This window comes from Winogradskyella ouciana, assembly GCF_009709615.1.
Lineage (GTDB): Bacteria > Bacteroidota > Bacteroidia > Flavobacteriales > Flavobacteriaceae > Winogradskyella > Winogradskyella ouciana.
In genome coordinates this window covers 500,616-512,889 of record NZ_WJYA01000004.1, presented here as the reverse complement: position 1 = coordinate 512,889, position 12,274 = coordinate 500,616, and the positions used below count along the sequence as shown (strand labels likewise).

Below are 12,274 nucleotides of genomic sequence, written 5' to 3'. Positions count from 1 at the left end.
CTTATATTTGGGTATATAATTCAAAATTAAATGGGTAATCTAGCCGTAACATATCAAAACATAGCTGATATCCTGAGTTTTGAAACTTCTAATTCTGAATTAGAGCAACTTCTCAGTCATTCATCCTTTAATTGGGATGCTATAGTTTCGGAAGGTAGTAGACATCTTGTTTTACCAGCTTTATATTGTCGATTACAATCGAAAGAACTTCTTCATATTCTACCTAATGATTTAAATGAATATTTAGAAGAAATTACTGAATTAAACAGAGAAAGAAACTCAGCAATTCTCGATCAAATTAATATCATTACAGAATGGTTCAATAAGCACAATATTGAGCATGCTTTTTTGAAAGGTGCAGCACTTTTAGCTTTAGATTGTTATGATGACATTGCTGAACGCATGATTGGCGATATTGACATTCTTGTTGCCACAGACCAATTAGACCTTGCTTTTGACTTGCTAAAAACGAAAGCATATTCGCCCACTGAGCAGACGCTCGGTTTTGATTTTTTTGAACACAAACATTTGCCTAGGTTGAAAACAGAACATCACATTTGTGCCGTTGAGTTGCATAAAACGTTATTTGTTACCTACAAAGACTCCTATCTTGCAACCTCTAATATTCTCAAAAAGAAACAGTACAAAAATAAAATCTCAATTCCATCAAGGGCTCATCTATTAAGACACAATATTCTTAACTATCAAATTAACGATAAAGGTAGTTGGTTTAATAGTATCAGTTTCCGTTCTGCATACGATACCCTAATATTATTGAGGGGTAAACATTTTAATCCCTCGGACTATAATAATAAGATTTACAGAAAATACTTCAATGTATCAGGGCTGTTTTTTAACGATATTAAAGTTCTTACAAAGTCTAAAGAAAGTTTTTTAACCTCATTTTATCTGTTCAAATTAACTCATATTAGCTTTTATAAATTTTGGAATACGTTGCTAAAGATCATCGACTCGTCTTTATTGCTATTTGGGAGAACCTTATTTTTTTTAAAAAATAAAGACTATAGAAAGGCCATTATTAACGATAAAGAAAGAATTTATAACCGTATTAAATCATTTTTAAGTAATTCTTAATGATTTTATTATATTTACCCTTAATAACTTTACATCATTATTTGTTTTATATTTGATAAAGTTTACCTTTGAATAAATTGAACTTAACATGAAAAAATTAACTTTATTACTAATATTAGTTTCTTTTAGTTTATCCTCCAACGCACAGAAGAGTGATAACGAGTGGTTTGCCAGTGTTGGATTAAACGCAATTAACAGCTTGGGGTCACAATCTCCAATTTACAGACCAGGAGATTGGGCGAATGGTATTCCTATATCCTTAGCGGTTGAAGTTGGTTGGACTACAGGGTTTTCAATAGAACAAGCATTTACTGTAAATAAATTTTCAGAAGATGACGAAATTGATGGAGCTGATCTTAAACAAGATTATACCTATACATCATTTGACACCCATGTAAAATACTATTTTGGCAAGCATATTTTTCCAGACGCTGATTGGCTCGATTTTTATGGTAATGCAGGTGTAGGTTTTTTCTCTATAGATAACACGAATGTATCAGCCAATTTAGGTGGAGGAGTTCTAGTCTGGCTAAATAGAAGACAAACCATAGGTATTAGAGGGCAAGTTATTGGAAAGTTCGCTCTAAACCATAAAGAAAGTGGTTTAGACAATAACCATTATCAAACACATTTACAGGTTATTTTTGCATTATAAATTTATATAACTAATAATAAAAAAGCCTCATTATTAAATGAGGCTTTTTCTTTTTTATTACATATGGTAAAGTCATTTGATTTACCCATTTATTTTGATAAGAGTTTTTCAAAATAATCGATGGTATATTTAAGACCTTCTTTCAATGGCACTTTTGGTGCCCAGTTATTTAATTCTTTTCTAGCCAAGCTAATGTCTGGTTGACGTTGCATTGGGTCGTCTTGCGGTAAGGGCAAATATGTTATTTTAGATTTTGAGCCCGTTAGTTCTACAACTTCGTTAGCTAATTGCAACATTGTAAACTCTACAGGGTTACCAATATTAACTGGCCCTGTAAATCCAGATCTAGAACCCATCATACGTATAGTGCCCTCAATTAGGTCATCTACATATTGAAAACTTCTTGTTTGGGTACCATCACCAAAAATGGTAATATCCTTACCCGTTAACGCTTGTACAATAAAATTAGATACCACCCTACCATCTTGAGGGTGCATTCTTGGTCCATAAGTATTGAAAATTCTAATGATTTTTATATCAACATTATTTTGATTGTGATAATCCATAAACAAGGTTTCCGCGCAGCGTTTGCCTTCGTCATAACAAGAGCGTAACCCTATAGGGTTCACATTTCCCCAATAACTCTCTGGTTGAGGGTGCACATTGGGATCTCCATAAACTTCACTTGTTGAAGCCTGTAATATCTTTGCCTTAACACGTTTAGCCAGACCTAACATATTTATGGCACCCATCACCGAAGTTTTTACCGTTTTTATTGGGTTATATTGATAATGCACAGGCGATGCTGGACATGCCAAATTATAAATTTCATCGACCTCTACCATATAAGGATTGGTGATATCGTGTCGTACCAATTCAAAATAATGGTGGTCCATTAAATGCTCTATATTGCGTTTCGAGCCTGTGAAATAGTTATCTAAACAGATGACTTCATTACCTTCTTTGAGCAGACGTTCGCAAAGATGAGAACCTACAAATCCCGCACCTCCAGTTACCAATATTTTTTTCATGTAAACCTGTATAATGAATGCTCAAAAATAAGATTTTATTTTAAGCAATTTAATAACCTGCATATTTAAAATTGAGCATCTGCCTCATGTAATTATAAAGTTTAGGAAATTGTGACTTAAATTCTTGTGGTGTTTCAATGAAATTTTCTAACAGAACCGCAAAAAACTCATAATGATTCGTATAGGCATAAGCTCTAAAATATTTTGAAGCAATTAGGTTTTCTCTCACAACTTTATGATTTTGCAAGTAATTGGTAAGTTCCTTAAAACCTTCATTAAATATTAAACTACTTACGTCATTATTACTATAAGCATTTAAATGAATAGCGTGCCCAAATTCATGGATGCCTAAATTTAAATTATCATCACCAATATGATAACCCTTTTTAAAGTCTTCCCAAGAAAAAACAATAGCCTTCATAAGTGGATTGGTTTCCCCTTTATGATACGTTTTATTTATTTCCGAGAAATAGGCTTTAGGATATATGATAACCATTTCTATTAGTTCTATAAGGTAATCCCTAAAACCGAATGTTAACATAATAGCTGTAGCAGATAATAAAGTCTTCATTTCATTATTAGGTACTAAACCATCTCTACCAATAAATTGCTTTTGTTTTATAAATGTGGCCAATCGATGCCTAAATATGGCCTTATCTTTTGTATTCAGTCTTCTGTAGAAAGAAAATTCGCTTTCTAGAAGTCTTATTTGGGTGTCACTAAGTTCTTTTTTAAATACAATCGTATTTTTAAAAAAAGGCCTCTTGTATTTTAAGGCATAGGCTTGTTCAAAATAAATGTAGAATCTGCTTAGAACGACTGAAGCCATACCTACAAAAAATGTGATTGTAAAAATCAATTTTAAAGTAGGATTCATTGTAGGTGCTTGCGTCTCCTGAAGGTAGATTAAGATCATGGTTAAATATAGAAAGAAATTAAAAACCACGCCTTAAAGCGTGGTCTAATTATTATGGTGACTGCGAAGGGACTCGAACCCCTAACCCTCAGAGCCGAAATCTGATATTCTATCCAATTGAACTACGCAGCCAATATTTTATGTGCTATGACATTAGCTTAGCTTTGACAATAGTTGAAATTGTTTTCCCATCTGCTCTACCTGAGAGCTCCTTATTTACTATTCCCATCACCTTGCCCATATCTTTCATACCCTCTGCACCAATGTCATCAATGGTCATTACTACGACCTTTTCGATTTCTTCCTCACTTAATGCCTCAGGTAAAAATTGACTAATCACTTCTGCTTGGTCAATCTCTGGCAAAGCCAAGTCCTTTCTGTCCTGTTCTAAATAAATAGCAGCACTATCTTTACGTTGCTTCACTAATTTTTGGAGAATCTTAAGCTCTTCTTCCTCGGTAAGTTCTTCATTACCACCCGAAGATGTTTTAGCCAATAAAATAGCCGATTTAACCGCTCTTAAAGCTTCTAAAGCTACTTTATCCTTTTCTTTCATAGCTGTCTTCATAGCAGCCATAATATCATTTTGTAAGCTCATATTAACTTAATTAAATAGATGTGCGAAGATACTAAAAAGATAAGCATGGTTTAGAATTCAACACTAAAGAAAAACAAAAAGCCCAAAAGATTGAGGAACTTTTTGGGCTTTGACAATAGTGTGTAAACACTTAACTTAAATTTGCTATTAATCTACGTTATCGTGTAAAAATGAATTGTTACTTCTTAACTGAATATCGTCGTTATCATCTGTACCGACAGACATTCTAGAAGCGTTGGTTTCTGATGAATGCTGTGCATCCTCTAAGTTAACACCTTGTCTTTTGTAAGCAGGTTCCTTTTCTATTTCATCTATTTTAGCTGTGTTGAACTTATAGTTAAAATCCTTCATGTGCTTTCTGCGCTCATCGGCACGTGCTTTAATGAGCTCAGAAATTGGACTGTTCATAGGATCAATCTCATCCTCAGTAATTTCATCTGTATCTTCAACAGGAAGTGTTTTCTTTTCAAAAACAACTTCTTCTTTTACTTCAGCTTCTTTTGTATTTGTATTCATTGAAGACTCAAACGTTTCAAAATCATCTAAGGCATAACGCTTTTCGCCTTCTTCATTCACCTCTGTTACAGAAATGATTTCAACAGGTTCATTAACGTTTATATCCTTTACGTCTTCATCTAAGCTAAAAAACATTTTTTCTTCACCAGATTCCGGTTCTTCCTCTGTTTCAGGTTTTGTGCTAGACAATGGCAAATCAAATGTTAGTGTAATTTGCTCTTCCTCTGGTTCTATATCAATAGCTTCGGCTTTGTTTTCAATAGGAGTGATTACAAATTCTTCGGGCTCTGTATCCATCTGAGGTTTAGAATCTAAAACTTCATCATAAATCACATGCATGTTTCTAAGCAAATCTGTAGTAGGGATGATATTCATACCGTTATTCCCTTCTTTTTCAGCTTCCTCATCATCAACCAATAAGTGCTTCACTACTGGTTCTTCTTTTTTCTCTTCTAAAACTATATCTGGTGTAATGATTGCAGGATCTCTTTCTTGAACTCCTAACTCTTCAGCTACATCTTCTTCTAAAGCATGAATAACTTTTTTGGTCTCAGTGTTTGATATCTCGTTCTGTTGATCTAGATTAAAACCTGTAGCAATAATAGTTACAGCAATGGACTCCTGTAGAGATTCATCTTCACCAACACCCATAATGATGTTTGCTCCATGACCAGCTTCATTCTGAATATGATCATTAATTTCACCTATCTCATCAATAGTTATTTCTTGTGAGCCAGAAACGATGAGCAACAATACGTTTTTGGCACCTGTAATTTTATTATCGTTTAATAATGGCGAATCCAGCGCTTTCATAATAGCTTCTTGGGCTCTAGTCTGACCAGAAGCTGTAGCCGATCCCATAATAGCCGTACCACTATTACTTAAAACTGTTTTAGCATCACGTAAATCAATGTTTTGTGTGTAGTGATGTGTTATAACTTCAGCTATTCCTCTTGATGCCGTAGATAACACCTCGTCAGCTTTTGAGAATCCTGCTTTAAACCCAAGATTTCCGTAAACCTCACGTAGTTTATTATTGTTTATTACCACTAACGAATCTACATGACCACGCAAGTTTTCAATACCACGCTGCGCTTGTTCATTACGCATTTTACCTTCAAACTGAAATGGCATGGTAACAATACCAACCGTGAGAATATCCAGTTCTTTTGCCATCTTGGCAATGATAGGTGCAGCACCTGTACCTGTACCACCACCCATACCAGCAGTAATAAACACCATTTTGGTATTGGTATCTAACATTCTGCGGATATCCTCCAAACTTTCAACAGCGGCTTGCTCACCAACATCTGGGTTGGCACCAGCTCCTAAACCTTCGGTTAAGTTAACTCCTAATTGAATTTTGTTTGGAACACCACTATTTTGAAGTGCTTGTGCATCTGTATTACAAATCACAAAATCAACACCTTTGATACCTTGTTGAAACATATGATTTATGGCATTGCTACCACCTCCACCAACACCAATCACCTTAATAACGTTAGATTGATGCTTAGGCAAATCAAATGAGATGTTTCCAAATTCGTTGCTATTACTCATATTTTTTGAGATTATGGGATTTTATATTCTTGATTAATTAATTTCTATTTTACATTCGTCTTAGCGCTACTCAGCGTTATCCAAAAACTCTTTAACACGTTCGGTTAACTTATCTAAAAATGAACGACGCTCTTTCTTGGGTTCTTCAACAACTGCTTCTGGTTCTGTATCTGCACCGCGTTCCGTCTCTGCTGTATTAAGCATTTCTTCTTCTAATTCTTCTGCTCGCTTTCTGTCTTGACGCTTTAAGCCATCCATTACCAAACCAACTGCTGTGGCAAATAACGGACTTGCAATATCGTCATCACTATCGCCTGCCAAATGCTCATTAGGATAACCTATTCTGGTATCCATACCAGTGATATATTCTACCAATTGCTTTAAATGCTTTAACTGGCTTCCACCTCCAGTTAATACAATTCCCGCAATTAGTTTTTTCTTTTGTTCTTCGTGGCCATAATTCTTTATCTCTACATATACCTGTTCTATAATTTCAACCACTCGAGCATGAATGATTTTAGACAAGTTCTTTAATGTGATTTCCTTAGGCTCTCTTCCTCTTAATCCTGGAATAGATACAATTTCATTATCCTTATTCTCACCTGGCCAGGCTGATCCAAACTTTATTTTTAAGAGCTCTGCTTGCTTTTCAATGATTGAACAGCCTTCTTTAATATCTTCGGTAATAACGTTACCACCAAATGGAATCACAGCTGTATGACGAATAATTCCGTCTTTGAATACCGCTAAATCTGTAGTTCCGCCACCTATATCAATCAATGCTACACCAGCCTCTTTTTCTTCCTGACTCAGTACCGCGTTTGCAGAGGCCAATGGCTCGAGTGTAATACCTTCAAGTTGTAAACCTGAACTTTTTACACAGCGCCCAATATTTCTGATGGATGACACTTGCCCAACAACGACATGAAAATTAGCTTCCAATCTCCCGCCATACATGCCAATTGGTTCTTTGATTTCTGCCTGACCGTCAACCTTGAATTCTTGTGGCAATACATGAATAATTTCCTCACCAGGAAGCATCACTAACTTATGCACCTGATTGATTAAGCGATCGATATCCGCTTCATCAATTACCAACTCAGAATTAGCACGTGTGATGTAATCACTATGTTGTAAACTGCGGATATGCTGACCTGCTATACCAACAGTTACTTCTTCAATTTTTTCAGATGCCGCTGCTTCTGCTTCTTGCACTGCTTGCTGAATAGATTGTATGGTTTGTGTAATATTATTTACAACACCTCGATGCACACCCATACTTTTGGATTTGCCAACACCAATTATTTCAACTTTACCGTACTCGTTTTTACGACCAATCATGGCCACAATTTTTGTGGTTCCTATATCTAAACCTACCGAAATGTCATGCTTGTCCATAGCCTATATTTTGGTGCAAATCACTTGCTTATCAAATTTGAGATTCACAAGTTTGTAATTATCTAATATCTTGTCTTTTAAAGCTTTTTGATAAAAGGCCTTAAAATTATTTATCTTCTTTTTTAACTGATTCAATGTTCCTAAATGAACAACAAAATCACTTTTTCTAATTTTAAAATCAATGGTTTTATCGTCGTTCTGACGAATCTCAATGACATGTTTTTTTAAGAACTCATCCTCATCTACAGTCTTGGCAAATTGAAAAACCGATTCTAAATCATTTTTCTTAACACTACCAGTAACTAATGGTACTCTTGCTGCATAATTAGATGACAATGGCATAAATGATCCTTCATCATCAATGTAATATGATGCATTTGTATTGACTCGTGCAATAGGTCGTTTTTGTTCAATTTCTGCTGAAAGCTCACCGTTCACTGACATAAACACTTCTGCTTTCTTTATCATTGGATTAGAATTTAGGGCAGTTTCTAATTCGTTCAAATCTATAATTTCTTTAGGTTGTCCCGTAACGGACTGTTGATTTTGTATTAACAATTTACTAACAGTTGCTTCGGTAATGAATAATTTGTTTTCTCCAAAGAATTTAATGATTGGTTCAGAGGTGTTTCTATTACTGTTTCTGTGTTTTGAAAATGCAAATAAACCAACCACCAAAAACAGTAAACCAATGATTTTTATGTAGTTATAATTAATTTGCAATACTAAAGGCTTCTTTTATATGTTTAACTTCTTCTCCGATATCTCCTGCTCCCAATGTTAAAACTATTTGAGCATCCGATGTTTTTATTTCATTAATTAATTCTGATTTTAAAATCAAATTTTTATTTGGGTTTTTAATTTTTTCCAATAGCCAATTTGAAGTCACTCCTTCAATAGGCAACTCTCTAGCTGGATAAATGTCCAAGAGCACTACTTCGTCAAATTTTGAAAGACTTTCAGCAAAACCATCTGCAAAATCACGCGTTCTTGTATAAAGATGTGGTTGAAAAATCGCCAACACCTTTTTACTTGGATACATTTCTCTAACCGCCTGATGCACGGCATTAATTTCTTCTGGGTGATGTGCGTAATCATCGATAAACACAAAATCATCCGTTTTAATCTGATAGGTAAACCTGCGTTTTACGCCTTTATAAGATGCTAATCCCTTAGCGAGCTGCGGATGAGGGAGTCCATATTCTACAGACATCGCTAAGGCTATTATTGCATTCGACAGATTGTGTCTACCAGGTAGGTTAAATTTGAAATCTTTATATAATCCGTTAGGTGTCCTTACATCGAACACGTAACTTCCATTTTCTATTCTTACGTTTTGTGCACTATAATCTGAATAGTCCTCTATGCCATAAGTAATACCATCTAATGGCAATCCATTTCTAACGAACAGCTTTCCGTTAGCCTTAACACATTTTGAAAAATCTTCAAATGTTTTTACCAATTCTGAAGCATCTCCATAAATATCTAAATGATCTGCATCCATTGAGGTGATGCAGGCTAAGTCTGGAGATAAGGTTAAAAATGAACGGTCAAATTCATCTGCTTCCACAACCGTAACTTCGGTTCCATTTAGGATTAAGTTTGAATTGTAATTCTCACTGATGCCACCTAAAAAAGCAGTAACAGGCACATCGCACTCCTTTAATAAATGTCCTAAAATACTCGTCGTTGTTGTTTTGCCGTGCGTACCGGCAACCGCTAAACAGGTTGTTTGTTTTGTAATTTCACCGAGAACTGTTGAACGTTTCAAAACCTGAAAACCATTTGTGCGGAAATAGCCTAACTCGGAATGGTCTTTTGGAATTGCTGGTGTATAAACCACCAAAGTAGTATCTGGGTTTAAATATTTTGAGTCTATATGGGAAACATTATCATTAAAGTGAACTTCTATACCTAAATCTTGTAAGGTCTTGGTGATCTCACTCGGAGTTTTGTCGTAACCCGCTACCTGTTTTCCGTTGGCCACAAAATAACGCGCCAAAGCACTCATACCGATACCTCCGATACCGATAAAATAGACGTTAGAAGCCCATCCCAAACCCTTCCCAGAAGGAAGGGCTTTATCACGATTGCTTATATTTTCTTTATCCTTTTTATTCATGCATTTTGGGTTTCCTCCCTTTGGGAAGACGTAAGATGGGCTTTATTCAATAATTTCTCAACTTCATCAACAATGTCATTGGTAGCATTTACAAGTGCCAATGTTTCAATATTTTTACTTAATTCTTTTCGCTTTTCTTCATTTGTTATCAATTCTGAAAATTGATTCTCAAACTCTGTATCCAAGTCTCCTTCCTTAATTAAAATTGCGGCATTCTTATCTGCAACGGCCTTTGCATTCTTGGTTTGGTGGTCCTCAGCCACATTTGGTGACGGAATGAATATCACCGGCTTACCTACTATACACAATTCTGAAACTGAAATCGCTCCAGCTCTTGAGATGATAACATCTGCTGCTGCGTAAGCCATATCCATATTATTTAAAAATGCATGCACCTGAACATGTTTTAGCTCATTATATTGCTTATATCTGTCATAATAGAGTTTACCACATTGCCAAATCACTTGAACATTTTGAGCTTCAAAAAACTCGAGATTTGATTCAACAAGTTCATTGATTCGTCTAGCACCCAAACTTCCGCCCAATACCAAGAGTGTATGTTTACTGTGGATAAGGGTAAACGCATCCTTACCTTCAATATGCTTACTCTTTACTTCTAATAAATCCTTTCGGATAGGATTGCCAGTTACTCTTATTTTTTCCTTCGGAAAGAATTTCTCTAAACCTTCATAAGCTACACAAATTGTCTCTACCTTCTTTCCCAATAGTTTATTGGTAATACCTGGATATGAATTTTGCTCTTGAATTAAACTAGGCACGTTTTTAGATGTTGCCACTTGTAACAATGGTCCACTTGCAAAGCCACCTGTACCAATCACCACATCTGGTTTAAAGGTTTTAATGATATTTCTAGAGCGCATCAAACTTGTCATTAGCTTAAAGGGGAATGCCAGGTTTTTTAATGTCAATCTCCTTTGAATTCCAGAAATCCATAGGCCTTCAATCTTGTAACCAGCCTGAGGCACTTTATCCATTTCCATTCGGTCAGAGGCACCAACAAATAGGAATTCGGCATTCGGGTAGCGCGATTTTAATTCATTTGCAATAGCGATGGCAGGATAGATATGACCTCCTGTTCCGCCTCCTGACAATATGAATTTATAGTTACTCATTAAATTGTTTCGCTTAATATGTCCAGTGGATTTACATCCTCCGTTGATTCCTTATCTTTAATTTCTTGGCGCTTGGCACTAACACTTAAAATTATCCCAATGGCTAAGCATGTCATCCAAATCGATGTTCCACCACTACTTATCAACGGTAAGGTTTGACCCGTAACAGGAAATAACTCTACGGCAACTGCCATATTGATTAATGCCTGAAATACAATTGGCAAGCCAACACCCAGAACCAATAATTTCCCGAAAATGGTATCTGATTTTTGAGATACGATGACTATTCTAAATAACAACCATGAATACAGCACTAATAGAAACATACCACCTAACAATCCATATTCTTCTATGATGATGGCAAAAATGAAATCAGAGGAGGACTGTGGTAAAAAGTTCTTTTGAACGCTTTTTCCAGGTCCTACTCCCTGAATGCCACCTGAAGCAATGGCGATCTTTGCTTTTTCAATTTGATAATCGGCTTCCGTATCTTCTCCATTGGCAAAATTCTCAATACGACTCATCCAAGTATCTACACGATTTGGCATTTGCTCTGGAAATGCCTTAGCCACTAAAATAAACATGGTCAGTGCCACCAAACCTGTCCCTATGACAATCGCAAGGTATTTTATGGGATAACCACCAATAAACGCCAACATCATGATCATAGTAAATATGATAGCAGTTGTCGAAAAATTAGCTGGTAAAATGAGTAATAAAATTAAAGATACAGGTGCCCAAAGTGGTAAGACTGTATCTTTAAAGCTAATATCTTTATCTCTAATTTTAGACAGATAACGTGCTACATAAACCATTAATACCACTGCCGCCAAGGTAGAGGTCTGAAAAGAAACACCAACCACAGGAATCTGAATCCAGCGACTTGCGTTAGCACCTTCAATAGTTGTTCCTTGTAACATTGTGATGGCCAAAAGAACAATAACAATAGGCACCATTATCATTGATAATCCTCTGAAGTATTTGTAAGGCACTTTATGAATACCATAGATAATGGCAAAACCAAGTGCTAAATGCATAAAATGCTTTACGAAATAAGAGAACGTACTTCCTATACCTCCCACATAAGCCAGATTACTTGCCGCACTATAAACAGGTAAAAAGGAAAAAATAGCCAATAGGGTAACTATTGCCCAAATGGCTCTGTCTCCTTTTATTTGTTTGAATATGTTTTGCATTCCTTTTATATGATTGCTGAGGCTCTTAAGGCTTTCTAACCTAAAATTATGGTG

11 protein-coding genes and 1 tRNA gene are annotated in these 12,274 nt (G+C 35.5%); 2 read left to right on the top strand and 10 right to left on the bottom strand.

The genetic code is table 11. From position 1 onward, the window contains the following. Positions 1-30 precede the first annotated feature (30 nt). Both F1003_RS06240 and F1003_RS06235 read left to right on the top strand, forming a co-directional pair. On the top strand, positions 31-1,095 hold the full coding sequence (locus tag F1003_RS06240; protein ID WP_155088347.1) for a nucleotidyltransferase family protein: 1,065 nt from the start codon (positions 31-33) through the stop codon (positions 1,093-1,095). Positions 1,096-1,183: 88 nt separating this feature from the next. Next, complete coding sequence (locus F1003_RS06235; RefSeq protein ID WP_155088346.1) at positions 1,184-1,750, top strand: hypothetical protein; 567 nt, start codon at positions 1,184-1,186, stop codon at positions 1,748-1,750. 89 nt (positions 1,751-1,839) lie between these two features. Here F1003_RS06235 and F1003_RS06230 read toward each other — a convergent pair whose 3' ends face one another. The 10 genes from F1003_RS06230 to F1003_RS06185 form a co-directional block, all read right to left on the bottom strand. Then, positions 1,840-2,781 carry a UDP-glucuronic acid decarboxylase family protein gene (locus F1003_RS06230; RefSeq protein ID WP_155088345.1) on the bottom strand — a complete coding sequence of 314 codons (942 nt, stop codon included), beginning with the start codon at positions 2,779-2,781 and terminating at the stop codon, positions 1,840-1,842. 49 nt (positions 2,782-2,830) lie between these two features. Next, positions 2,831-3,697: a zinc-dependent peptidase gene (locus F1003_RS06225; RefSeq protein ID WP_155088344.1), complete on the bottom strand. Its 867-nt coding sequence runs from the start codon at positions 3,695-3,697 to the stop codon at positions 2,831-2,833. A 55-nt stretch (positions 3,698-3,752) separates the two neighbouring features. Then, positions 3,753-3,829 (bottom strand) — tRNA-Arg (locus tag F1003_RS06220). 13 nt (positions 3,830-3,842) lie between these two features. Then, positions 3,843-4,295: a GatB/YqeY domain-containing protein gene (locus tag F1003_RS06215; protein WP_155088343.1), complete on the bottom strand. Its 453-nt coding sequence runs from the start codon at positions 4,293-4,295 to the stop codon at positions 3,843-3,845. 147 nt (positions 4,296-4,442) lie between these two features. Then, the gene (gene ftsZ, locus F1003_RS06210; RefSeq protein WP_155088342.1) at positions 4,443-6,371 is read right to left on the bottom strand and encodes a cell division protein FtsZ; all 1,929 of its coding nucleotides are present in this window, start codon (positions 6,369-6,371) and stop codon (positions 4,443-4,445) included. Between the two features lie 66 nt (positions 6,372-6,437). Next, positions 6,438-7,769 carry a cell division protein FtsA gene (gene ftsA / locus F1003_RS06205; protein WP_155088341.1) on the bottom strand — a complete coding sequence of 444 codons (1,332 nt, stop codon included), beginning with the start codon at positions 7,767-7,769 and terminating at the stop codon, positions 6,438-6,440. Positions 7,770-7,772: 3 nt separating this feature from the next. After that, positions 7,773-8,492, bottom strand: coding sequence for a cell division protein FtsQ/DivIB (locus F1003_RS06200; protein ID WP_155088340.1), 720 nt, complete (start codon positions 8,490-8,492; stop codon positions 7,773-7,775). Then, positions 8,482-9,891, bottom strand: coding sequence for a UDP-N-acetylmuramate--L-alanine ligase (murC, locus tag F1003_RS06195; RefSeq protein ID WP_155088339.1), 1,410 nt, complete (start codon positions 9,889-9,891; stop codon positions 8,482-8,484). The genes F1003_RS06200 and murC overlap by 11 nt, the downstream gene beginning before the upstream one ends. Next, the gene (gene murG, locus F1003_RS06190) at positions 9,888-11,024 is read right to left on the bottom strand and encodes an undecaprenyldiphospho-muramoylpentapeptide beta-N-acetylglucosaminyltransferase (RefSeq protein ID WP_155088338.1); all 1,137 of its coding nucleotides are present in this window, start codon (positions 11,022-11,024) and stop codon (positions 9,888-9,890) included. Before murG ends, murC begins: the two co-directional genes overlap by 4 nt. Continuing rightward, on the bottom strand, positions 11,024-12,220 hold the full coding sequence (locus F1003_RS06185; RefSeq protein WP_155088337.1) for an FtsW/RodA/SpoVE family cell cycle protein: 1,197 nt from the start codon (positions 12,218-12,220) through the stop codon (positions 11,024-11,026). The genes murG and F1003_RS06185 overlap by 1 nt, the downstream gene beginning before the upstream one ends. Positions 12,221-12,274: the final 54 nt, after the last annotated feature.

What these genes read in the sequence shown, in the direction of transcription:
- F1003_RS06240 (WP_155088347.1), top strand. Translation starts at nt 31, where the DNA reads ATGGGTAATCTAGCCGTAACATATCAAAACATAGCTGATATCCTGAGT.
- F1003_RS06235 (WP_155088346.1), top strand. Translation starts at nt 1,184, where the DNA reads ATGAAAAAATTAACTTTATTACTAATATTAGTTTCTTTTAGTTTATCC.
- F1003_RS06230 (WP_155088345.1), bottom strand. Translation starts at nt 2,781, where the DNA reads ATGAAAAAAATATTGGTAACTGGAGGTGCGGGATTTGTAGGTTCTCAT.
- F1003_RS06225 (WP_155088344.1), bottom strand. Translation starts at nt 3,697, where the DNA reads ATGATCTTAATCTACCTTCAGGAGACGCAAGCACCTACAATGAATCCT.
- F1003_RS06215 (WP_155088343.1), bottom strand. Translation starts at nt 4,295, where the DNA reads ATGAGCTTACAAAATGATATTATGGCTGCTATGAAGACAGCTATGAAA.
- ftsZ (WP_155088342.1), bottom strand. Translation starts at nt 6,371, where the DNA reads ATGAGTAATAGCAACGAATTTGGAAACATCTCATTTGATTTGCCTAAG.
- ftsA (WP_155088341.1), bottom strand. Translation starts at nt 7,769, where the DNA reads ATGGACAAGCATGACATTTCGGTAGGTTTAGATATAGGAACCACAAAA.
- murC (WP_155088339.1), bottom strand. Translation starts at nt 9,891, where the DNA reads ATGAATAAAAAGGATAAAGAAAATATAAGCAATCGTGATAAAGCCCTT.
- murG (WP_155088338.1), bottom strand. Translation starts at nt 11,024, where the DNA reads ATGAGTAACTATAAATTCATATTGTCAGGAGGCGGAACAGGAGGTCAT.
- F1003_RS06185 (WP_155088337.1), bottom strand. Translation starts at nt 12,220, where the DNA reads ATGCAAAACATATTCAAACAAATAAAAGGAGACAGAGCCATTTGGGCA.